Annotated in this window: 16 protein-coding genes and 1 pseudogene; 6 read left to right on the top strand and 11 right to left on the bottom strand. The window is 64.2% G+C overall.

Annotated elements, in window-relative coordinates; genetic code table 11:
- Nucleotides 1-61 precede the first annotated feature (61 nt).
- Together IVA93_RS09430 and IVA93_RS09425 are read left to right on the top strand one after the other, a co-directional pair.
- The gene (locus tag IVA93_RS09430) at nt 62-970 is read left to right on the top strand and encodes an alpha/beta fold hydrolase (RefSeq protein ID WP_026232712.1); all 909 of its coding nucleotides are present in this window, start codon (nt 62-64) and stop codon (nt 968-970) included.
- 56 nt (nt 971-1,026) lie between these two features.
- The gene (locus IVA93_RS09425) at nt 1,027-1,830 is read left to right on the top strand and encodes an isocitrate lyase/PEP mutase family protein (protein ID WP_018454308.1); all 804 of its coding nucleotides are present in this window, start codon (nt 1,027-1,029) and stop codon (nt 1,828-1,830) included.
- A gap of 95 nt (nt 1,831-1,925) precedes the next feature.
- Here IVA93_RS09425 and IVA93_RS09420 read toward each other — a convergent pair whose 3' ends face one another.
- Genes IVA93_RS09420 through IVA93_RS09405 form a run of 4 tightly spaced genes read right to left on the bottom strand, consistent with a single transcriptional unit; the run spans nt 1,926 to nt 6,720 of the window.
- Nucleotides 1,926-3,230, bottom strand: a complete 1,305-nt coding sequence (locus IVA93_RS09420; RefSeq protein ID WP_026232711.1) for a glycoside hydrolase family 130 protein — start codon at nt 3,228-3,230, stop codon at nt 1,926-1,928.
- 44 nt (nt 3,231-3,274) lie between these two features.
- Nucleotides 3,275-5,551: a glycosyltransferase family 4 protein gene (locus IVA93_RS09415; RefSeq protein WP_018454306.1), complete on the bottom strand. Its 2,277-nt coding sequence runs from the start codon at nt 5,549-5,551 to the stop codon at nt 3,275-3,277.
- Entirely contained in the window at nt 5,539-6,504 is a 966-nt protein-coding gene (locus tag IVA93_RS09410; protein ID WP_018454305.1) for a cupin domain-containing protein, read from the bottom strand. Before IVA93_RS09410 ends, IVA93_RS09415 begins: the two co-directional genes overlap by 13 nt.
- Before the next feature lie 24 nt (nt 6,505-6,528).
- Entirely contained in the window at nt 6,529-6,720 is a 192-nt protein-coding gene (locus tag IVA93_RS09405; RefSeq protein ID WP_018454304.1) for a hypothetical protein, read from the bottom strand.
- Nucleotides 6,721-7,137: 417 nt separating this feature from the next.
- On the opposite strand from IVA93_RS09405, the gene IVA93_RS09400 reads away from it, so the two are divergent.
- The gene (locus IVA93_RS09400; RefSeq protein ID WP_143273233.1) at nt 7,138-7,422 is read left to right on the top strand and encodes a hypothetical protein; all 285 of its coding nucleotides are present in this window, start codon (nt 7,138-7,140) and stop codon (nt 7,420-7,422) included.
- 65 nt (nt 7,423-7,487) lie between these two features.
- Here the strand turns inward: IVA93_RS09400 and IVA93_RS09395 are convergent.
- The 3 genes and pseudogenes from IVA93_RS09395 to IVA93_RS09385 form a co-directional block, all read right to left on the bottom strand.
- A pseudogene (locus IVA93_RS09395) lies at nt 7,488-10,072 on the bottom strand (sensor domain-containing protein).
- A gap of 151 nt (nt 10,073-10,223) precedes the next feature.
- Nucleotides 10,224-11,516 (bottom strand): MFS transporter, encoded by a 1,293-nt coding sequence (locus IVA93_RS09390; RefSeq protein ID WP_018454302.1) that lies wholly within the window; start codon nt 11,514-11,516, stop codon nt 10,224-10,226.
- Nucleotides 11,517-11,616: 100 nt separating this feature from the next.
- Nucleotides 11,617-14,007: a bifunctional diguanylate cyclase/phosphodiesterase gene (locus IVA93_RS09385; protein WP_018454301.1), complete on the bottom strand. Its 2,391-nt coding sequence runs from the start codon at nt 14,005-14,007 to the stop codon at nt 11,617-11,619.
- A gap of 316 nt (nt 14,008-14,323) precedes the next feature.
- Between IVA93_RS09385 and IVA93_RS09380 the strand changes: the two genes are divergently transcribed.
- Entirely contained in the window at nt 14,324-15,490 is a 1,167-nt protein-coding gene (locus IVA93_RS09380; protein ID WP_026232708.1) for an ABC transporter substrate-binding protein, read from the top strand.
- 6 nt (nt 15,491-15,496) lie between these two features.
- Here the strand turns inward: IVA93_RS09380 and IVA93_RS09375 are convergent, their stop codons facing one another.
- The 3 genes from IVA93_RS09375 to IVA93_RS09365 are packed head-to-tail and all read right to left on the bottom strand — an operon-like array spanning nt 15,497 to nt 19,403.
- Nucleotides 15,497-16,474 (bottom strand): hydroxyacid dehydrogenase, encoded by a 978-nt coding sequence (locus IVA93_RS09375; RefSeq protein ID WP_018454299.1) that lies wholly within the window; start codon nt 16,472-16,474, stop codon nt 15,497-15,499.
- A gap of 12 nt (nt 16,475-16,486) precedes the next feature.
- A complete protein-coding gene (locus tag IVA93_RS09370) occupies nt 16,487-18,364 on the bottom strand; it encodes a TRAP transporter large permease (protein WP_018454298.1) in 1,878 nt (625 codons plus the stop codon).
- Nucleotides 18,365-18,371: 7 nt separating this feature from the next.
- Nucleotides 18,372-19,403 carry a TRAP transporter substrate-binding protein gene (locus tag IVA93_RS09365; RefSeq protein WP_018454297.1) on the bottom strand — a complete coding sequence of 344 codons (1,032 nt, stop codon included), beginning with the start codon at nt 19,401-19,403 and terminating at the stop codon, nt 18,372-18,374.
- Nucleotides 19,404-19,471: 68 nt separating this feature from the next.
- Between IVA93_RS09365 and IVA93_RS09360 the strand changes: the two genes are divergently transcribed.
- Together IVA93_RS09360 and IVA93_RS09355 are read left to right on the top strand one after the other, a co-directional pair.
- The gene (locus IVA93_RS09360; protein WP_026232707.1) at nt 19,472-19,786 is read left to right on the top strand and encodes a hypothetical protein; all 315 of its coding nucleotides are present in this window, start codon (nt 19,472-19,474) and stop codon (nt 19,784-19,786) included.
- A gap of 43 nt (nt 19,787-19,829) precedes the next feature.
- Nucleotides 19,830-21,326: a caspase family protein gene (locus tag IVA93_RS09355; protein WP_247542079.1), complete on the top strand. Its 1,497-nt coding sequence runs from the start codon at nt 19,830-19,832 to the stop codon at nt 21,324-21,326.
- On the opposite strand, the gene IVA93_RS09350 is transcribed toward IVA93_RS09355, so the two are convergent.
- Nucleotides 21,320-22,666, bottom strand: coding sequence for a sensor histidine kinase (locus IVA93_RS09350; protein ID WP_018454294.1), 1,347 nt, complete (start codon nt 22,664-22,666; stop codon nt 21,320-21,322). The two genes, IVA93_RS09355 and IVA93_RS09350, sit on opposite strands and share 7 nt — an antisense overlap.
- Between the last annotated feature and the right edge of the window lie 10 nt (nt 22,667-22,676).

The raw sequence follows: 22,676 nt of genomic DNA, 5'->3' as shown, positions 1-22,676 counted from the left end.
GACGATATGTGCGCTCCGCACATAATTTGGATCGCGGGGCTCGATCACATGGAGAATGACGATGAATACTCGGAGCGCGGCACGACAAGCGAATGCCCAAGCGGATACCAGGGGCACCGAACCCGCCTTGAAATACGTGCAGGCCAACGGCGTGCGCTTCGCCTATCTCGAACAGGGCGATGGCCCCCTGGTCATGTTCCTGCACGGCTTTCCCGACAATGCCTGGTCGTATCGAAAGCAGCTGCAGGTCTTCGCGGATGCCGGGTATCGTGCCGTCGCGCCGTTCCTGCGTGGCTATGCGCCGACCGAGATTCCGGCGGACGGCATTTTCGATCCGATCGCACTGGGCAAGGATCTCGAAGCCCTCATCGCGGCGCTGAGCGACGACGGACAGGCACGCGTCGTCGGCATGGATTGGGGCGGCACCTCGACCTTTCAGGCGCTGGCCACGGCGCCATCGGCAATCAAGGCCGCCGTGGTCATGAACACCGCGCACCCGATTACAATTTCGAGCATCAGACGGGATCCGGAGCTCGTTCGAGCCGTCTTCCACGTCTATTTTTTCCAGCTGCCCGGCGCCGAATCCGCGGTCAATACCGAGGGCCTCCCCTTTGTCGACTATCTCTGGAAGCTGTGGTCACCGACATTCAACAATGCCGAGCACATCCGTTCGATCAAGGAGACACTCAGCTCGCCCGGCACGATGGCCGCGGCGCTGAAATATTACGGAGGCCTGACCGATGCGGGGCTCACGGGCCGGCTGCCGATCAATGACATGCACACGCCGACGCTGACGATCTATGGCAGCAACGATCCGACAGCGAGGTACTCGGTCAAGGAGGAGCCGCTGTTCAAGGGGCCGCACAAGCGGATTGTCCTGCCCGATGTCGGGCACTTCCCGCACCTCGAGCGTGAGGAAGAAGTCACCGGCCTGATCATGGACTGGTTCAAGACGCACGCGCCTGACTGAACGCAGAGGGCGGTGGCCCACAACATCCTTCGATTTTCTAATCTGGAGTGCGCGCAATGGACGCCAAGACACAACATCAATATGCCGAGACCTTTCATGCCCTTCACAGGAAGGGCGATCCGCTCGTCCTGTTCAACGCCTGGGACGCCGCCACCGCCAAAGCCATCGCGAAGACCGCTCCGGCCATCGCGACCAGCAGCGGCGCGGTCGCCTCCGCACTTGGATACGCCGACGGAGAAAATGTCCCGTTCGACATGGTGACCGGCCTCGTATCGCGGATGACTGCGGCCGTGTCAGTTCCAGTCTCAATCGATCTGGAGGCAGGATATGGCGACACCCCGGAGGCCGCCGCCAGATCGGCGACCGAGATTTTGAAAGCCGGCGCCGTCGGCATCAATATCGAGGACGGGCTATCGGGGGGAAAGCGGCAACTGGTCAATCCCGAACTCCATGCCGCCAAGATCAAGGCCGTGCGCGACGCCGCGAAAGATCTTGGAGTTCAGCTGTTCATCAATGCGAGAACAGATCCGTTCCTGCTGAAATTCGGATCGCCGGACGAGTGCATGAACGAAGCGGCAAGGCGGGCGAAGGTCTATGCCGAGGCCGGCGCCGACGGAATTTTCGTCCCCGGCCTCACCGATCTCGCTCTCATTGAAAAGTTGGTTCAGCTCACGCCTCTGCCGGTCAACATCATGGTGACACAAGGCGTTCCCGCACTTCCGGATCTGGCTCGCGTCGGCGTTCGGCGGGTCAGCCTCGGGCCGTGGCCGATGATGGCCGCGATGCGGATGATCGGACAGGCCGCGGCCGCGGTCGCCGCGACCAAGCAGTACGGCACGTTCCTGCAACCGGATGCCTGAGCCCGGATATCACCAGCTCGACGCAGTGTTCTGCGCCGACCGCTTCACGCTTTTCCAATCCACCGGATGGATGTCGAGAACGGTCAGCGCAGTTCCTATGCGCTCCTGTCCATGGCCGCGATCAAGGATCCGATCTCGATTGTCGCGACATTGCAGTAGCTGTCGGAGACCGCGTAGGGGAAGATGATCTTGTCGTGGTGGCGCATCGCGCCGCAAGTGTAGACGACGTTTGGAACATATCCTTCGCGTTCGGAAGGGTCCGGGCGCAATAGTGGCTCGCGCAGGCGGCCGAGCACCTTCGAAGGGTCGTTCTTGTCCAGCAGCGCGGCCCCGATCGAATATTTTCGCAAAGGTCCGACGCCGTGCGTCAGCAGCAGCCACCCGACGTCGAGCTCGATGGGTGATCCGCAATTGCCGATCTGCACGAATTCCCAGGGGTATCGCGGCTTCAGAATCGGCTGGCCGCCATCCCACGTCTGGAGATCGTCGGAAAAGATCAGATAGAGGTTCTCGTTATCCTGGCGCGCGATCATTGCATATCTGCCCCCGATCTTGCGCGGGAATAACGCCATGCCCTTGTTGCGCGCGGCACTGCCCTTCAGGGTCGATAGCCGGAACGATACAAAGTCGGACGTCTCGATCAGCTCCGACCGGATCGCCCGTCCGCTATAAGCGGTGTAGGTCGCGTAGTAGATCGTCTCGCCGGCGTTGCTGAAATGCACAAAGCGGGCGTCCTCGATCCCGTTCGACTGCGCTTCAGTGACCGGGAAAATCACCCGCTCGCTCAGATCCTGGCCGGCCGCAAATGTAACATCAATCTCGTCGCCGCCGGCGCCCGATGTCAGCTTGACGAGATCGGGGCTGGATGCAAGGCGCGCCGTCGGGTCGATGGTCACGGTCCCGTCTGCCGCAATAAGCCCCGAGCGAAATGTCAGGGACGACACGTGACCCTCGCCGACGGCACGAAGACTTAGGATGAAGCGAAGGCTGCCTTCCGGCGTTCCGGATTGATCGGGATGCGGCACGATACTCGGATTGAACAATGCCGAGGCCTCGAACGAATATTCGTTGAGAAAATAGGCGCCCGCGAGTTGGCGCTGCACCTGCGTGAATACAGCATGGTCGGCCAGCGCCTCTTCCATTTCCGCGGCGCGTGTCTCGAATATCTGCAACAGGTTGCGGTGACGGCCGAGGAAATTCTCCAGAACGTCGGCCAATTGCCGGTCAGCCGTCTCGGCATCGAGCGCGAGGACCCGTTCGACGATATGGTTGGCGCGGGTCTTGTCCGTCGGATTGAGGTCGCGCGGCTCTGTTGCCGGCTTGAAAGGCCGAACGATGACACGGGTCGGATCAGGCCGCAGCTGAAGGGCTTGACGTTTGAGGAAGGGAGATTGCGACAAGACGGCCTCGATGGGTTGAAGGAGGAAATCGTAATCCTGCTCCGTCAAGCGACGAGAGGAGCAGGCTTGGCCCGGCTTTCGCTCAGGCGGGCAATTTGCCGAATCTCGGAAAGCCCAAGCAAATAAGACACCACGGATTCCCCTCCCCGGTTCTCATTGGGACGATCGGGATGCAGGCCATCCCGGCAGCTTCCGGTCTCCAGATCGACCAGCGAGGCCGACAGGTCGTTGCTGCCCAGAAACCACGCGAAGACCCGCGCGGCTTCGGCTTTCCACTCGACATCGTGATCGGCCCGCCACGCGGCGAGGCATGCCGCGATGGTCGCCGCGGCCTCCAGCGGCTGCTGGTCGAAGGCTTGCGACGGCTGGCGTCGATCGCCAAACCCCGCCGTGCCGATCGGGCGGAATTGGCCTTTCGCTGAGGTTTGCCGCTTCACAAGCCAGCGCAACGACTCCAGCCCGATATTGACATAGCGCGATGTCTTGCTGGCAAGACCGGTTATGATCAGCGCCTGGGGCAAGCGCGCGTTATCATAGGCCAACCCGTCCTCGAACCAGACCCAATCGCCGGTTGCCACGGTGTCGAAGATCAAGATCAAGCGATCGGCAAGCACGGCACGCAGGCGGGTCGCCTGGACATCGCCCGGGACAGCCGAGCAGTAAGCATCGAGGCCCAGCAATACGAACGCCCACGCACGGGGCGAACGAAAATCTTCCACTGTCGCCATTGCTTCGGAAAACAAGGCCCCGGCCCATGAGCGCCGCGACGAGCTGGCGTCGGTCAACGCGCACACCCCCAAGGCCCAGAGCGTACGTCCGTGACTGTCCTCCGACCCCTTGTCCTCCAACCAGCAGCGGTTGAAGCCCATGAAATTGCGAAATCGTCGTGTATCCGGATTCCAGGCGTGCTGGACGAAAGCGGCAAATCGTGCCGTCAGCGCATCCGGCAGCCGCTCTTCACCCGGATTGTTGAGCGCACAGGCCACGAGCAGCGCCCGGGCGTTGTCGTCGACGCAATAGCCGTGGGCACGATCCGGCACGCTATGAACGGCATGCTGAAACAGTCCCGTGTCGTCGCACATCGACAGGAAATGGCCGAGCTGCATTTCCGGCGGGGCGCGGCTGTCGCGCAGCAGCGTGCCAGTATCCATACGCGCGATGGTCTTGAGCCGATGCCGGCGGCCGGCGTTCTCGAAGACCGACATATAGCGCTCGGCGGTTCTTTCCCATGTCATCGCGCGGCTGCTCGAATAGGCGCGCTTGCGCATCGCCTGCCGAAGCACGTCGTTGGTGAGCAACTTGGCGATTTCAATGCCGAGCGCTGCCGCGTCGCCAAACGGAACCAGGATGCCGCGGCCCTCGGCCAATAGTTCACGGGCATGCCAATACGGGGTGGACACCACGGCTTTACCGAGGCCAAAACTGTAGGCCAGCGTGCCCGAGGTCATCTGGGCCTCACTGAGGTACGGCGTCACGTAGACGTCAGACATCGAGATGAAATCGAGCAGCGTTTTCTTGTCGACGAACTGATCGAGGAACACGACGTGATCCTCGACGCCAGCCTGGCGCGCGTGCGCCATCAGGGACTCACGATAAGCTTCGCCACGGTCGCGCACGAGGTTGGGATGCGTCGCACCGAGGACGACGTAAACGGCGTCGGGTCGGGTCTTCAGAATCGAAGGCATCGCATCGATCATGACTTCGATACCCTTGTTCGGCGACAGCAATCCGAAGGTCAGGATGACCGACTTGTTGCTGAATCCGAGCGCAGCCTTGGCCGCGTCGGGTTCGACGAACGCAAATTCCGGGATGCCATGCGGGATGATCTCGATCTTCTCGTCAGCCATGTGATAGACGGAGCGCAACAATTCCCGACCTTTTTCAGCCATCACGACGATCTTGGACGAGCACTCGACGATGCGCGTGATGACGTCGCGCTGAGCCTCTGTCGGCTCGGACAAGACCGTATGCAGGGTTGTCACGATCGGTATGGTCAGGCGCGACAGAAGCGCCATGATCTGGCCTCCGGCTTCGCCGCCGAAAATTCCGAATTCGTGTTGCAGCGAAACGGCCTCGAAGCCGCCGCTGTTCAGATAGGCAGCCGCACGGACATAATCATCTTGCCTGTCGTCGTCGATCTCCAGGCCCACGGTGGTAGGATAATCGTAGACCTGGCCGTGATCGGTCATCGCGACGATGACCGTCTCCAGATCACTCCGGGACGCCGCAACGGCGCTCTGCAAGTCAGTAGTGAAGGTCGCGATGCCGCAGCGGCGGGGAAGCGAATTGCCGATGAATGCGATACGATTTACGGCAGCCAATTTGGCGTCTCCGATTGTTTGAGCGTGGCGGTCTCGAAGGGAGACGGGACCAGGGTGCCGGGAAAGGCGTGCGGTGCGAGACTGGCGCTCGCGGCACTGCGCTCTGTTAGCGCAGCAGGGTTTATCTTCGGGCCGGGATAGGCCAGCAGCGCTTTCAAGCCGCTCGCACCGACCTCGATTTCCGCATGGTCGGCTTCCAGGAAGATCGCGTCCCCCGGCGCCAGCCTCGTCGAGCCGAGTTGGGCCTGGCCTTCTATCGCCAGCAGCCAGGTCTCTTTCGGTGCGTCGAGCATCCAAACGGAGCCAGGAGCAAGGTCCGTCTGCTCCAGCGCAAAATAGGAATTGACCGTGAGGACCGTTCGCGCGCCGCTCAGGCGTTCGGACGGCGATTGAATCTGGCGTGGGCCTGCCGTCGCCACCGCGACGGCATGGTCGATGTGCAGTTCGCGCGCTCGTCCATAGTCGAACAGCCGGAACGTGGCGTCGCTGTGCTGCTGGATTTCCACGAGCACGATGCCGGCGCCGATCGCGTGGATCGTTCCAGCAGGAATGAGAATGACGTCGCCTGGATGAACCGGCTGCCAATCCACGATATCGGCGATCGAGCCATCAGTGATCGCGGTTCGCAACTCCGCGGCGGAGCGCAAATGGTTCAATCCCACCGCGACCCGGGCGCCGGGGATCGCGGAGACGATATACCAGGCTTCGGTCTTGCCATTGGCAAGCCCGATCGAACGCGCGAACGCATCATCCGGATGAACTTGAATCGACAGCGGCTCGGTGGTGAAGAGCATTTTGAGCAGCAACGTCGTCTTGGGCGCAGCAAGACCCGGGCGCTCGAACCACAATTCCCCGATCGGCCCGTCGCTCGTCGACGTCTCACTCCAGGGCCGCAGATCGAGACTGCCCCAGGGCTTCGGCTTGGTTCGCACGATGGCATGTTCGACCGTCAAGCGGGCCTCCCCAAGGCTGTGCGATCAGTCGTTGGCTGTTCGTGCCGGGCGCGGACCGGTCCAGGGCGGAAGCGCATCCCATTCGGCCCTTCGCATGCGGCGCTCTTCATCGCCGACCTTGACGAAGACAAACGGAGCGTCGTCCTGCCCGGTCTTCGATCCCGTGAATGTGGCCGGAAGTCCGTTCGAATTTCGGATCGTTGCTGTGTTTGCCACGTAAACCTCCTGACGATCTGCGTGCGAGATCGCTGCCGCAGATCAATTGAAAATGGATTCCGCTGCATGCAGGCCGACGCAGCGACCCGCACCGGCACCCGAGATACCAATCGGTCCAGGAGATTTGTATTTTGGGATATCGGACATGCGACCGCCTGCGTGGTTGAGGCGGGAGCGAAATGCTCTCAGTCACCGATAACTGCCAAGGGCGGGCGGTGATCTCGAGCATATAGGAACGCCGTCACCCAATAGCGAGACGAGCGCATCAATCCGATCGGCTTTATTAGCTGTATCTTTGTGTTGGCATTGCTCTATGGTCACGCGGCCTGGCGTCTGAGTTGACGGGGTTCCTCGCTCGATTTCATTATTGGCCGGCTGATCCCCCTCTCAGAAGGGTTTTCGGCAATCGGATGTCGCATGGTTTCAACGGATCGTTTCCGGCAAGAGATTCGATCCCGGCTCGAATTGGCGAACGCGCAAGGCCGGCCGAACCTGACCATCGAGTGTGGCGAGCTTTACCGCTCCATGAGCCAGCTGCCCACGTTCAATCGATGGATGATCTTCTGCTGCAACGCGATGCGCGCGGAAATGGCCTTGACCGATCATTTGATTTTCGATGACAGGAACGAAAGCCTGCTGACCGTTCACTATGCATTGCCGCGTCAATGCCGAGCAAAATCAAACCAGACACGATCGAAGTAACGCGTTTCGTTGATTTCGATGACTAGCCGGTCGTTGCTGCCGTGGCGGCTCCGAGAGTAGACGCCCTACGCCGACCGCTTCACCGCGGTCGCGCCGGCCGGTGCAATGTCGAGACGAGCGAGCATCGCCCGCGCCTGCTCGGCGCAGTGCTCGATCAGCCAGCGCTCGAACGCTAGGGGCGCGAGCGCGGGCGCGTAGAGGAAGCCTTGCACGACGTCGCAGCCGAGCTCGGCCAGCACCTTGCGCTGCGCCTCGGTCTCAACTCCTTCCCCGACGACAGTCATGCCGAGGCCCTGCCCGACGCGCACCACAGCGGTGGCGATCGCGAGCGCGCCAGCGTCACGCTCGATGTCGCGCATGAAGCTGCGGTCGATCTTGAGCTCGCGGATCGGCAGATGGGCGAGCCGGCTGAGGCTGGAATAGCCGGTGCCGAAATCGTCCACGGAAAGCCCGACGCCGAGCTCCCGGATCGCGTTCATCGTCTCGAGCGCGGCGACGCTGTCCTGCATGAACGCGCCCTCGGTGATCTCGAGCATCAGCGCATCCGCCGCCAGATCGTATTCGGCGAGGATATCCTTGAGCCGCGCGGCCAGCGTGACGTTGCGGAAATTGATCGGCGACAGGTTCACCGACACGGATGGAATGTTCAGCCCAGCGCGGCGCCAGCTCGCCATCTGCCGGCAGGCCTCGCGCACGGACCACAGGCCGATCTGCTCGATCAGGCCGCACTCTTCGGCGAGTGGGATGAATTTTGCCGGCGAGACGTCGCCAAGCTCGGCATCGTGCCAGCGCGCCAGCGCCTCGACGCCATGGATCGCGCCGTCGCAGCTGCGGATCTGCGGCTGATAGCGGAGGGTCAGCGTGCCCTCGGCGATGGCGCGGCGCAGCGCCGCAATCAAGGCCAGCCGCTGCTCGGTGAGCCCGTTCATCTCGGCGCTGAACAGGCGATGGGTCGAGCGGCCGGCCTGCTTGGCCATGTACATGGCCGCGTCCGCCTGCTGCATCAGGGTGTCGATGTCGGTGGCGTGATCGGGATAGAGGCTGACGCCGATGCTCGCCGACATCTGCAGTTGCCTGGAGCCGAGCCGCAGCGGCGCGGCCAGCGCTTCGGTGATTCCGGCCGCGACGCGCTCGGCACCCTCGGCGTTGCGCTGCGGCAGCAGGATCACGAACTCGTCGCCGCCGAGTCGCCCCAGCATGTCCTCGGGCCCGATCTGCTCGCGCAGGCGCTGCGCGAGCTGGATCAGGAGCTCGTCGCCGGCGGCATGACCGAGTGTGTCGTTGACGTCCTTGAAATGATCGACGTCGAGGAAGGCCAGCGCGACGTGGCTGCCGGTCGGGCAGGCATCGATGGCGGTGGTGATCAGGCGCCGCAATTGCGCGCGGTTCGGCAGGCCCGTGAGGATATCGTGATAGGCGAGCCGCGCGATCTCGGCGCGCGCTTCCTTGCGCTCGATCGCGAAAGCGCCGAGATTGACGCAGGCCTCGACGATGCGCCGATGCCAATTGCTCGGCGCGCGCGGCTCCCGGTAGTAGAAGGCGAACGTGGCGATGACCCGTCCGTCCTTGGCCTTGACCGGCGTCGACCAGCATGCGCGCAGGCCAATCGCGAGCGGCATCGCCTTGTACGGCCGCCAGCGCGGATCGGTCTCCAGATCCGTCGCCAGCACCGGCTCGCCGTAGAAGGCCGCGGTTCCGCACGAGCCGACATTGGGGCCGATGGCAACGCCGTCCAGTGCGCGGGAATAGTCCTCGGGCAGACTTGGGCCGCCGAGCGGATGGATCAGGCCCGCGGCATCGATATGAAGCAGCGAACAGACGACGTCGGGCGCGATCTGCTCGACACGGCGGCACAGCCGGTCGGCAATCTCGCCGATCGGAACCTCGTCGGCGAGCGCGCCCATGATGAGCTGCTGCAGCGAGCGCAGCTGCTTGGTCTCGGTGATATCCTCGAGCAGCGCGAAGATGTGCTTGACCTGGCCCTCCTGTCGCGGAAGGCATCGATGCGGGCGCAGACCCAGATCTCCTCGCCGTCCTTGTCATAGGCGAGCATCTCGACCTCGCCGCGGTGGCCACCCTCCATCAGGCGCTTGACGAGCTTCGCAACGGCCTTGCGATCGGTGTGGCGGCCGGCGAGCAGGCCCCTGGCACGGCGGCCCTCGGCTTCCTCGCTGGTGTAGCCGAACAGCGTCGTGAAGGCGGCATTGACGTAGACGATGCTCTGGTCGGTGTCGGTGATGAGCACCGCGCGGTTGGTCTGGTCGGAGACGGCGTGGAGAAGCCCGATCCTGGCGCGGCGTTCGGCATTCGCGGTGACGTCGCGCGCGAACACGATGCGATAGGTGATGCCTTCACTTGCAATGGATGAAAGCGAGATGGCCGCCCGGATGCGGCTGCCGTCGTTTCGCACGAGGCTGATCTCGTCACGGAATTCTGCAACCGGATCGGCCTGAAGGCATTTGAGGGTGAGAATTTCGGCGTCGTGACCGAGCACATCAGCGCGTGCGAGTTTCCAAATCCGCTCCGCACCGGCATTGAAATGCGTGATGCGATGCGCGCTGTCGACGATGACGATGCCCTCGTCGGCGCGTTCGAGCGCGGCCAACAGCACTTCCGGAGTTTCTGTCATGGCACAATCGGAGGCGGACATCGCTAGACCCGGAGGCATCGGGAAAATATGCAACCGACGCTAGCGCCACCATGGTGTCCAAGTCCTTTTTGCAGTCCCCTCGCACCGCGCCAAGACGCGACATGATTAACATTCCGCGAAAGAAACGAAGGTAATTGGGCGCGCACGGAACCTATTCGGCGCCGGTTTCCACCTGAAGCTTGCCGGCAACGGCGCGCACCTTGCGGGGCGCAGCTTGCCAGATCGAGAGCGCCGACAATCCGCTCACGATGATGGCGACGCCAAAGGCCAGCGTGTAGTCGCCGACCCGATCGTAAAGCAAGCCGGTGACCCAGGGACCGGCAGCGCCGCCGGCCAATGCCGCCAGCATGATCGTGCCGAAAATGCTGCCCTGGTGCTTGCCCTGAAAAATCTCGAACACCACTGCGCCCATGATCGAGGTCAGGCCGTAACCGAGCGCGCCTTGCGTGAACACCATGAGGTAGACCAGCCACAATGACGGCTGGAATTTCAGGGCCATCAGCGCCGCGAAAGAGATCGCAAAACCCGCGCAGCTGATCGCCCACACCCATTCCCGCCCGATCCGGTCGGAGACATGGCCGAGCAGGATCTGGCCGGGAATGCCGAGCAGGCTGACGATGCCGAGTGCCCACACCGCGACACCCGGGCTGAAGCCGATGTCGAGCAGGAATTTGGTCTGGTGCACCTGCACCGCGTACCAGATGTAGAGGCCGCAGAAATAGCCGAGCGCGATCCACCAGAACCGTGTCGTGGCGACCGCTTTCCGGAGTGTCCATTCGGTCCCGGCCCAGACGGGATCGACGACGTTGGAGGCGGGTTTTGCGGCGCCTGCGGCCGGGGCCGCATCGCCGTCAGGCCGAAGGCCGATATCCTCGGGACGTCGATGCAGGAACAGATTGATCGGCGCCAGCACGATCAGGATCATCAGGCCCATCGCCGTGCAGGCGGTGCGCCAGCCGGTCCCTTCGATCATGTGTTGCACCCATGGCAGCAGCGTGACCGAGCCGATGCCGACCCCGGCGAAGGCGATGCCGATGGCGAGGCCGCGCGTGCGGATAAACCAGTTCGGCAGGAACAACGACTGCCCGGAATAGCCGAGACACACCGAACCGGCGCCGACCATGACGCCGATGGTGACATAGAGATGCCATGGCTGGCTCGTGAGCGGCGCGAGCAGCAATCCGCCGCCCATCAGAACGACGCCGAGCTCCATCACCGCGCGCGGGCCGGCGCGGTCCATCAGCCGGCCGATCAGCGGGCTGACCATGCCCGACACCACGAAGCCGAAGGAGAAGGCGCCCGCGGTGACGCCGCGCTCCCAGCCGAATTCGGAGATGATGGGAGGGAAGAACAGCGAGAAGGCGGTGCGCGCGTTGACGCCGATGGCCATGGTGACGAAGGTCACCGCGACCACGACCCAGCCGTAGAAGAACGGAAGCCGCATTGTGTGTTTCATCCCTGGACGGTCCTTCCGACCATCCAGGACTGCCCGGGTCAAGCGCTTTTCGCGCATGCCTCATTGAGCGATCCTTGGGCGGCCGCCCTCAGGCCGCGTCGCGTTGCGACGATTTGGCGGGCGCGTCGAACAGGATCCGTTCGATCGGCTGCGGGCGGCCGAACAGATAGCCTTGCGCGAAATTGACGCCGAGCGCCTTCAGCCGCTCGTACTCCTCGCGGGTCTCGACGCCCTCGGCGGTGACCGACATGTCCAGCCCGCGCGCCAACGTCACGATCGAGGAGATGATGGCGGAGCTGCGCGGCTGATGCGTGAGGTTCCGGATGAACGATTTGTCGATCTTGATCTTGTCGAACGGGAAAGCGGTCAGATAGCTGAGCGACGAATAGCCGGTGCCGAAATCGTCGAGTGCGAGCGCGATGCCGATGCTCTTCAGCCGCTCCATGAAGGCGTGGTTCTCGACGCCACGCTCCAGCAGCACGGATTCCGTGATCTCGATCTCCAGCCGCTGCGGCGGCAATCCGGAATCGGCGAGCGCCGCGCTGATCATCTCGAACAGCTCGGCCTCCTTGAACTGGATCGGCGACAGGTTGACGGCGACCGCAAGATCGGACGGCCAGCCGGCCGCGTCCGCGCAGGCGCGCCGCAGCACAAACTCGCCGAGCGGCACGATCAGCCCGGTCTCCTCCGCAAGCGGGATGAACTGGTCCGGCGCAATCAAGCCGCGCGTCGGATGCCGCCAGCGCACCAACGCCTCGAAGCCGCGCCGCGTGCCGCTGAGGGCGTCGACGAACGGCTGGTAGTGCACCTCGAGCTGGCACCGCGCGATGGCGTCGCGCAGATCGCCTTCCAGCGTGCTGCGCGCCTCGAGCTCGGCCGACATCGCCTTGTCGTAGATGGTGAAGCAGTTGCGGCCCGACGATTTCGAGCGGTAGAGCGCCAGGTCCGCCTTCTTCAGCAGCTGCTCCTGATCGCTGCCATGATCGGGCGCGATCGCAATGCCGATGCTGGTACCGATCTCGACGCGGTGTCCGGGAAGAAGGAACGGCTCGGCCACGAGCTTGGCGATCCGCCCCGCCAGTTCGGTCGAGCAGACGCGCTGATCCTCGCAAGCTTCCTGGATGATGGCGAATTCGTCGCCGCCGAGCCGGGCCAGCACGTCGCTGGTGCGCAAAGCGGATTTCAGCCGCTGTGCGACCTGACGCAGCAGCGCATCGCCGGCACCGTGACCGAGCGAGTCGTTGACGTTCTTGAAGCGGTCGAGGTCGAGCATCAGGATCGAGAAGGTCGGACCGGCGTCCTTCAAACGGCCCTTGAGCTCGTCGAGCCGGGCCAGGAAGAAAGCGCGGTTCGGCAATCCGGTCAGGATGTCGGTCTGGGCGAGTTCGAGCACCCGCCGGTTCGCCAGTGACAGCCGCTGCGAATTGCGGGTTGCGAGCATGAGATAGGTCGAAAGCGACAGCGTCAGCAGCATGCCGACGATCAGCACCGCACCCGCGCGATCGTAAGTCGTCTCCAGCGGACCGCCGGCAGCCGGAACCGCCCGCACCTGCCAATCGGTGTCGCCGATCTTGAGATTGCCCGACCAGTGCAGGGCTAGCGCGACGTCCCGCATCGTCTGCGGCGCCGTCGCGGCCGACGAGTAATCCGGCAGCATTTGCTCCAGGCCGACGATCTGACCCGCGAACGGCGGATAGACGTTGACGCTGACCGCGGGGCTTGCCCCGGTGGTCACGCGAATGGACTGGATCAGCAGCGGCAGGTCGAAGACGCCGACGACGAAGCCGGCGAGATTGCGGCGCCGGTCCACGACCGCGTCGCGCGACGTTCCCTTGGCGTAGACGGGAATGGCGACGAGGACGTCGGGCAACCGGCCGCCCTCCTTCGGCTCGTAGAGGCGGGTGCGAATGGCCCCTATCCGGTCGGTGTCGCGCGCGCGCTCGAGGACCGCGCGGCGCTCCGGAACGGTCGCGTAGTCCATTCCGTAGACTGGAGACGTCTTCGGCTGGGTCGAGTAGAACACCGGAAAATATTCGTCGCTCTGCGGCGCGGTCGCGAACGCATCGCCCTGGAGCGACTTGATGCGATAGCCGGACACGCCGTCCGTGATCGCCGCGGCCTCGTATTCGGCGCGCTCCTTGCGGTTCACCCGCGGCACCCAGGAGATGCGCAGCATGCCGGGATGGCGCTCGAACAGGCGGGCGCTGAAGGTCTCGAATTCGCTGCGGGTGATCTCCTGATTGGTCGATTCGAACAGCGTGCGCAGCGCGACGAGCCTGGAGATGTACTCGCTCATGCCGTTCTGCATGACGATCACTTCGGTCTCGGCCGCGTTCTCGAACTCGATCTTGTTGACGCGGCCTTCCCATCGCGCCACGGCGGCTGCAGCCACGACCGAGAACAGAAGACCGACGCCGACTGCGACGAGCGCAGGGCGATAGAGCCCGAGCAGCGGCGCGGCACGCCACCATCCGGTCATACGCCCCCGATCCTGATCGTTCTGATCCCGACCGCCCATTCCAAAAACCGCCGTCCCCTGTCCCGCTCAACCGAACCTGTGGTTGAGCCGCCGGAGCCACTATCGGAACAGGACCGCGGTTAAGAACTGCACAATTTCGGAACCCGGCTTTTCCGCATTACCCGGTTTAGTTAATGAAGTGCAGGATGATGCGGGCTCTGTCGAAGCAAGTTGCCGGTTTTCCCCGGAGTAGTACGGAGCCGTCGATACATCGCCGATTCATCCCGTGGCGATAGCTTTCACGAAGCTACTCACCGCACCCAGCAAGACTTTTCTGATGTATCGATCTCGATCTGCGACATGCATCGTCATGACCGTCGCCGTCCTGGCAGCAATCATGCTGCCGGCGAAAGCCGACGAGATCGGCGTCAGCGAGGATGCGATCCTGTTCGGCCAAGCCGCAGCGCTCGAGGGTCCCTCCTCCACACTCGGACAGCGCATGCGGCAGGGCATCGTCGCAGCCTTCACCGAGATCAACGCCAAAGGCGGCGTCCACGGCCGCAAGCTCCAGCTCATCAGCCGTGACGACGGCTACGACCCCGACCGCTCGCTGGCGCAGACGCTGCGGCTGATCGAGGACGAGAAGGTGTTCGCGCTGATCGGCGCGGTGGGCACGCCGACCGCGGTGGCGACGATACCGATCACCAGCGCCAGGAACGTGCCCTTCATCGGTCCCTTCAGCGGCGCTGAATTCTTGCGCGACTTCGAGCTTGCGAACGTGGTCAACATCCGTGCAAGCTATGGCGCCGAGGCCGAGGCGTGGGTCAAGCATCTCACCGAGGATCGCCATTTCACCCGCATCGCCATTTTCTACCAGGACGACTCGTTCGGGCGCGACGGTCTTTCCGGCGTGAAGCGCGCGCTTGCCAGGCGCGGCCTCGAGCTCGCCGCCGAAGGCACCTTCGAGCGCAACACCCGCGCCGTCGCGTCGGCCTGGCGCACGATCAAGCGCGTCGAACCCGAGGCGATCGTCATGGTCGGGACCTACGGTCCCTGCGCCGAGTTCATCAAGCTCGCGCACCGCAGCGGCGCCAATCCGACCTTCGTCAACATCTCCTTTGTCGGCGCCGTTGCGCTCGCCAAGGAGCTCGGCCCCGAGGGCGAAGGCGTCGTCGTCACGCAGGTCGTGCCGTTTCCCTGGGACCGCTCGCTTAAGCTGGTCGCCGACTACCAGGCGGCGCAGACGGCGTTCGACCCGGCGCTGACACCGAATTTCGTGGCGCTCGAAGGCTATATCGCCGGCCGTCTCGCGGCCGCGGCGCTGGAACAAGCCGGACCGCAACCGACGCGCGCGAGCCTGCTGCGCACCATCAACGATGTCGGCCGCTTCGACATCAGCGGCAGCACCATCACCGTCGGCATGCGCATGCTCGACGCGCCGCCGAAGGTGTTTTTGACGGTGATCCAGAAGGACGGGACGTTCAAAGCTGTGGACCGGCTATAGAGCAGATCACGGCCGCCGCGTCCAGCGGTCGGCGTTGACGGCGCCTTGCGGGATCTCGCCTTTGACGATCGCTTCGACCTGCCGCACGGTTTCCAGCGACTGATATTCGATCGCCTGCGGCGTCAGGCCGCCGACATGGGGCGTGGCGATGACGTTGGGAAGCTTCGCAAGCTCCGGGCTTGGCATCTGGTCGGGCGCGCGGCCCACATCCATCGCGGCACCCGCGATTCGATTTTCAAGCAACGCCTTCGCCAGCGCCGCTTCGTCGACCAGGTTGCCGCGGGAGAGATTGATGAAGACCGCATGCTTCTGCATCCGCGCCAGCGCCGCCTCGCCGATCAGATTTTCGGTCTGCTCGTTGGCGATGGCAAGGCAGACGACATAGTCGGACGCGGCGAGGAGCTCGTCGAGGCTGACCTGCCGGATGGCACCGTCGGTCACGGTCGCAAAGGGATCTGCGACCAGCACTTCCATGCGCATCACCTTGGCGATTTCCCCGAGATAGCGCCCGATGCTGCCATAGCCAATGATGCCGATCTTGCTGCCGGCGAGTTGACGGCCCATCCGCGCTTCCGGCTTGCGGCCGGCGTGATAATCGGCCGTCGCTCGCGATACGCCGCGGGAGAGATCGACCATGAAGCCAACCGCGAGCTCGGCAACGGCTTGCACGAAGCCAGGCCCGGCGCGGGTCACGAGCACGCCGGCGTTCGAGGCCGCCTCGACATCGACGTTGCGGATGTCGACGGCGCAGCGGACGAAGGCGCGCAGGCGCGGCAGTTGCGCAAAGATCTCGCCGCGTCCCTCGGTCATGCGATCGGCCACGATGATGTCGACATCTTGCGCAGCGCGCACGAGGCTGGCTGAGACCAGCGTCTCATCGCTCTCGTGCAGGATCACCTCGGCGGTCGCGCGCAAGCCGTTCAGGCTGCGATCGCCGTAGTAATTGCGGCGCATCTCCGGCGTGTGGGCCAGCAGGACTTTCACGGCGATACTCCCTCAATAGCCGAACGCGCGCGGCAATGCCGTGCTGAGCCATGGCACGAACGCGATCACGAGCAGGCAAAGGAACAACAGGCCGAGATAGCCCATGATCGGCTTCACCGTCTGCTCGATCGGCACATTGCCGATCAGGCAGGCGCCGTAAAGCCCGAGCCCGAGCGGCGGCGCGAACAGGCCGATGCCCATCGCGATCACAAGCACCACCCCGAAATGCAGGGGATCGATGCCGAGCTGCACGGCCACCGGCAGCAGCAGCGGCCCGAAGATGATCAGCGCGGCCGCCCCCTCCAGCACCGAGCCCATCACGATCAGCACGCCGATCGCGAGCAGGATGAACAGCCAGGTGCCGCTGGTCTTGGACAATCCCAGCATGAAATCGCCGACCGCATGCGGCACCTGCTGCAGGGTCAGCGTGAACGCCAGCGATTGCGCTGCGGCAACGATGAACAGCACGAGCCCCGCGCGCGTCGCGCCCTGGACGAAGCTGTGCGCAGCCGATGTGAAGCTGAGTTCGCGGAACACCACGCTGCCGACGACGAGTGCATAAGCCACGGCGAAGGCCGAGATTTCCGTGGCGGTGGCAAAGCCGCTCTTGAAGCCGAAGAAGATCATGAAGATCAGGCCGAACGAGGCGATCGCGCCGCTCCACAGGCCCGACACCGGCATCTGCGGCGCGATGACCTCGGCATCAGCTGGAGACTCAGTTGGAGTCTCAATTGGAGTCTTGCCGAAGATGATGGAGACGGCGATCAAGGCCAGCGCCATCAGCGCCGCGGGCAACAGCCCTGCGACGAACAGACCACCGATCGACAGGTTCGCGACGAAGCCCAGGATGATCAGGTTGATGCAGGGCGGAATAGTCTCCGCCATCACCGCGGAGGCTGCGAGCAGCGCCACGGCGCCGCCCGGATTCTGCTTGGAGCGGCGCGCGGCCGGAATCAGCACGGAGCCGACCGCGGCGACGTCGGCCATCTTCGAGCCGGAAATGCCGGAGAACAGCACCATCGAGGCCACCATCACGACGTTCAAACCGCCGCGCATGCGGCCGACCCCGCGCTGCAACAGCTCGATCAGCCGCACCGACATGCCGTTGGCTTCCATGAGGTAGCCGACGAGAATGAAGAACGGAATCGCGAGCAGCACGAAATTGTCGATGCCGCGCGCCATCTGCTGGGCGAAGATCACGCCGGGCAGCGCGCCCTCGACCCAGATGAAGATCAGCGCGGCCAGCGCCAGTGCAAAGCCGATCGGCAAGCCACCGACCAACGTCGCAAAGAAACCGATCAGCATCAGCGTGCCCGCCGACGGCACCGTGGCGGGCGACAGATAATCCCAGGCGAGATAAAGGCCGGTCACGACGGCAATCGCGACGAGGCCTCTGACGATGTCAGGGAGCGGCCTGGCGCAGAGCTGGTCGATCGCAAACACCGTCATGAACAGCGCGCCGGCGCCCATCGGGTAGAAGGTCAGCTCCAGCGGCAGGCCGGATCCGGTGGTCTGGCCCGCCGTCAGCGAGCCGAGCTTGATGGCGTTGTAGGCGACGTAGCCCGAAATCAGCACCACCAGCAGCGCGCTCGCGGCGTCGACCAGCGCGCGCAGCCGTACCGGAGCCAGATCGCGGAAGAAAGAGACGCCGACATTCTCGCCGCGCGCGAGCGCGCTCGCCGCGCCGAAGAAGGCCGATCCGACCATCAGTCCGCGCGCGACGTCGTCGGACCACTCCACCGGCGCGTTGAAGCAGAAGCGCAGCAGCACGGAACCGCAGACGACGACGAGATCCGTGGCCAGCAGGATGGCCGCGATCGCGTCGCTGAAGCGAAGCAGCAGGGCGATGCTCCCGTGGCGGCCGCCCGAGAGAGGTACGGCAGCTGTCATTGCCACGTCAGGCCTGCGTGGCGCGGATGATGTCGATCACGGCCTTGGATTCCGGCCGCGCCTTCATGAAGTTCTCGATCTGCGGCGCGACGCGCTTTTTGAACGCCTCGCGGTCGCATTCGGCCACCGTCACGCCCTTTTCGGTCAAGGCCGACAGCGCTTCCTTCTCGACGGCGAGCCCGTGGGTCCGCGTGTCGGCCGCAGCCTTCTTCGCGGCATCGAGAAATCCCTCGCGCAGCTTCGGATCCATGCGATTGTAGGTCGTGTCGCTGAAATAGATCGCGAGCGGCGCGAAATTGTGCTGCGTCAATGCATAGAATTTCGCCGTTTCGAAGAACTTGCTGGCCAGGATGGTCGGCGGGTCGTGCTCTAGCCCGTCCAGCACGCCGGCCTGCAATGCCGTGTAGATTTCGCCGAACGCCAGCGGCGTCGCGGCGGCTCCCATCAGGCGCAGGCATTCCGTGATGACGGGATTTGGCAGCGTGCGGATCTTGAGACCGGCGAGATCTTCCGGCGTCTTCACCGGCTTCCTCGCAAGTACGCTGCGTGAACCGAAATTATAGGCCCAGGCGATGATGCGGATGTTGCTGCCCTTGAGCAGCGCGTCCTCGATCGGCTTGGCCGCGCCAGCGTCGAACGCCTTGGTCTGCTGCGGAAAGCTCGAGAACAGAAAGCCGAGGTCGTAGGTGCCGACCAGCGGCACCAGATTCGCCGAGATCGAGGAGCCCGACACCATGAGGTCGATGACGCCGAGCTTCACTGAGTTGATGACGTCGATTTCCTGACCCAATTGGTTGTCGGGAAAGAACGCGACCTCGACCTGCTCACCGAGGCCGTTCGCCTTCAGGTTCTTCACCAGATTGTCGTAGTAGACCCGGCCGTTGGCGAATTTGGGATCGTTCGGCAGCGACGAGGAGCATTTCAGCTTCAGCGTCGCGGCTTCGGCGCGGCCGATGAGTGCGGGGGAAAGCACGAGGCCGGCAGCAAGTCCCGTCGACGACTTGATGAACGCGCGACGGTTCACGGGCACGATGGACATAATGCGGTTTCTCCCCAATTATTGTTTTTCGAGCAACGGTCGTTGCCGCAGCCCGTTGCGCGGACTGTATGGCCAAAGCGACGGCGCAGGCAAGGCTTGCGGCCGGCCGTTGCAAAGCGGCGTGTCGCGAGGATCAACGGCATCAGCGCGCGGCAAAACAGCCATGTTTTTGCGGGATTCTCGATCAGATCGGCATGGGGCCGATGCGCGAGAAGATGCTTTCGCGCAGCGTTGGGCATCGATCCAATTGGCGCATGGATCAATGCGCAATTCACATGGATGGCGCCAGAACGATGCCGCACCAGCTCTGGCAGACCTTCTGCCCCATTTTGCCGCAGCTCAACGTGATCCAGTGCACAGACAGACGCATGGCGGCCACCTAGAAAAGGTGACATCATCGCGCGCATTGCCGATGGAGGTGACACCATGCGCCGTCCAGTCTTTCGCAATTTGTTTCTTGCATCCGCTCTTCTCGCGCTCACGCAATTGACGATGCCGATGGGGGCCGCGGCCGAAGCGCGGCTCGCACTGGTGATCGGCCAATCGGCCTATCGCACCGTGCCGGAACTCCCCAACGCAGCCAACGACGCCAAGGGCATGACGGAGCTGCTCGGCAATGCCGGCTTCACCGTCACCACGGCATCCAATCTGGCGCAAAACGATATGCGTCAGGCGATCTCGGATTTCGCCGGCAAGGTCAGCGCCAGCGGCGCCGACACCGTCGCGCTGGTGTTCTATGCCGGCCACGGCCTCCAGATCGACGGCGAGAACTATCTCGTTCCCGTCGATCTCGACCCCAAGCGCGAAGCCGACATTCCGCTGCAGGGTGTGCGACTGAACGATTTGCTCAACACGCTCGGCGCACTGCCGACGCGGGCGCGCATCTTCATGCTCGATGCCTGCCGCAACAATCCCTTCCCTGCGCTCAGCGGCGCCGGACACGGGCTTGCGATCGTCGACACCAAGGCCGGCGCGCCGGGCTCCTTCATTTCCTATTCGACCTCGCCGGGCTCCGAAGCCGAGGATGGCTCCGGCATCGACAGCCCCTATACCACCGCGGCGCTGACCGTCGCCAAGCAGCCCAATCTGCCGATCGAGGAAGTGTTCAAGCGCATTCGCGTCGCCGTGGCGCAATCGACCGACGGACGCCAGATCCCCTGGGAAAGCTCGTCGCTGACGACTGACTTCAAGTTCTTCGGCGGCGACAGCAGCGGCAGTCAGACTGCGCTTCCTGGCGCATCCTCCATGGCACTTGCGAGCGGCACGCGCAGCCTCGAGGACTGGCGCAAGGATTTGCAGGGCAAGCCGGCCATGGTCGCCTATGAGATAGTGATCACCGACGACACCGTGCCGGCGTATCAGGCCTATATCGAGTTGTACGCTCAGGATACCCGTACGCCGCGGCTGCGCACGATTGTGGAGCGCCGGCGCCAGATGCTGGCGTGGGAGCGCGCCACCGCGATCAACACCCGCGCCTCGTTCGAGGCGTATCTGGCGAACTGGGACAACAGCGATCTGGCCGCGACCGCACGCCGGCTGCTGCTCCGCGTGCAGAACCGCAACTACGTCTTGCCTGCCGCGGTCGCGGCCGCTCCTGCCCCGGTCGCCGTCGCGATGGCCCCGACCTGCCCGTGCTCGACGCCCACACCACCGGCTTCGCCGATCAACCCGACGATCGCGCCTGTGATCAAGAAGCGCGTCGACGACACACCGCCGAAGCGCAAGGTGGTCGACACGCCGCCCAGGCCGCGCCGGCCGCCGCCTGATGAGGTGATCTACGAGCGCGCGCCGCCACCGGATCGCGGCCCGCCGCCAGAAGCCTTAGGTGTCGGAATAGGCATCGGAATTGGCATGGGCATGGGCGGTCGAGGCGGCAACTACGGCGGCCCGGGACACGGCGATGGCTACCGCAGCCGTTACTGAGACCGCTCGCGCGGCAGCCGGACGCGGACACGGGTGCCGCCACCGGGACGATCCTCAATGGCGACCGTGCCGCCGTTGCTTTCGACAACTTGCCTCACGATTGTGAGTCCCAATCCTGCGCCGCCGCTCTCGCGGCTGCGCGAGGTCTCCAGCCGGTAGAATGGATCGAATACGCGGGTGCGTTCGTCAACCGGGATTCCCGGCCCGCGGTCCTCGACCAGGAGTTCGATCACATCGGTCTCGGCGTACAACGAGATGTCCGCGGCGCCACCATAGAGGATCGCGTTGTTGACGAGATTGGCAACGACCCGAGCCATGCCCGCAGCCGAGCCGCGGATGAGGAGAGCCGGATCTTCGCAGGTGAGCGTCAGCGCTGCGCAGGCGCCCTTGCGCGCTTCGTACTCGGTCCGCGCGACGCGGGCAAGATCGACGGTTTCCGCCGACGGGCCTGCGAACGAGGCGCGGACAAAGGCGAGCGCATCATCCATCAGCGATTGCATGTCGTCGAGATCGACGGTTGCCTTGTCCCGCTGCACGCTTTCGGGCAGCAGCTCGAGACGTAGCCGCAGCCGCGTGACATAAGTGCGCAGATCATGGCTGATCGCGCCGAGCACGAGGGTGCGGCTGCGCAGCAGTTCGGCGATGTTCGCCTGCATGGCGTTGACGGCGCGGATCAGCGCCCGGACGTCGGGAGCACCCCGCTCGCTGACCGGCATGGTCTCCATGGCAGCGCCGAAGCGCTCGATGGCGACGGTCAACTCGGACAGCGGCCTGGTCTCGTGGCGGACCGCGAGCAAGGCCGCCAAAGCGACGACGAAGCCGAGAATTCCGGCCAGCAGGCCGACAGGAATGCCGAGCAGGCGAAGGCTGAGCTCACCTGCGGTCTCGATCACCAGATAGCCGCCGCCAGCAAGTTCAATGACAGCTTGCAGGCGCGAGGTGACGAGATCACGCAAGCGGGCCACCTGTTGGCCGTCCCTGACGTTGACGAAGGACAGTGCGACCAGCCGCTCCGCTGGCACACCGCTCAGCGCGCGCAACCGTTGCTCCGCGCTGCCCAGGAAACGGCCATGCAACGGGTTGGGCGGCACGTCCTGACGCACGACCGGCTTAAATCGCGCCGTCGTGGCCGCGCGCAGCACCAGGTCGCGATCGTCGCGCGGGACCCTGTCGATCGCCTCCGCCAAGGCGGCGACCTGCGCGAGCAAAGCGGCAAATCCGGACGGCTCGCCGCGGCCGCGCTGCTCCACCAAATAGATGGCGACCGACAGCAACTGCACGAGAATGATGGCGCCGACGACGATAAGGCCGAGGCGGGCGGCGATGTGAAGCCTGCTCATTCCGCACAGG

It is taken from the genome of Bradyrhizobium sp. 155 (assembly GCF_023101105.1).
Lineage (GTDB): Bacteria > Pseudomonadota > Alphaproteobacteria > Rhizobiales > Xanthobacteraceae > Bradyrhizobium > Bradyrhizobium canariense_D.
Note: the sequence above shows the minus strand (reverse complement) of the source record. Positions and strands in the feature narration are given on the sequence as shown.

Coding starts and splice junctions, on each gene's coding strand:
- IVA93_RS09430 (WP_026232712.1), top strand. CDS start 62: ATGAATACTCGGAGCGCGGCACGACAAGCGAATGCCCAAGCGGATACC.
- IVA93_RS09425 (WP_018454308.1), top strand. CDS start 1,027: ATGGACGCCAAGACACAACATCAATATGCCGAGACCTTTCATGCCCTT.
- IVA93_RS09400 (WP_143273233.1), top strand. CDS start 7,138: ATGGTTTCAACGGATCGTTTCCGGCAAGAGATTCGATCCCGGCTCGAA.
- IVA93_RS09390 (WP_018454302.1), bottom strand. CDS start 11,516: ATGCGGCTTCCGTTCTTCTACGGCTGGGTCGTGGTCGCGGTGACCTTC.
- IVA93_RS09385 (WP_018454301.1), bottom strand. CDS start 14,007: ATGACCGGATGGTGGCGTGCCGCGCCGCTGCTCGGGCTCTATCGCCCT.
- IVA93_RS09380 (WP_026232708.1), top strand. CDS start 14,324: ATGTATCGATCTCGATCTGCGACATGCATCGTCATGACCGTCGCCGTC.
- IVA93_RS09370 (WP_018454298.1), bottom strand. CDS start 18,364: ATGACAGCTGCCGTACCTCTCTCGGGCGGCCGCCACGGGAGCATCGCC.
- IVA93_RS09365 (WP_018454297.1), bottom strand. CDS start 19,403: ATGTCCATCGTGCCCGTGAACCGTCGCGCGTTCATCAAGTCGTCGACG.
- IVA93_RS09360 (WP_026232707.1), top strand. CDS start 19,472: ATGGCCAAAGCGACGGCGCAGGCAAGGCTTGCGGCCGGCCGTTGCAAA.
- IVA93_RS09355 (WP_247542079.1), top strand. CDS start 19,830: ATGCGCCGTCCAGTCTTTCGCAATTTGTTTCTTGCATCCGCTCTTCTC.
- IVA93_RS09350 (WP_018454294.1), bottom strand. CDS start 22,666: ATGAGCAGGCTTCACATCGCCGCCCGCCTCGGCCTTATCGTCGTCGGC.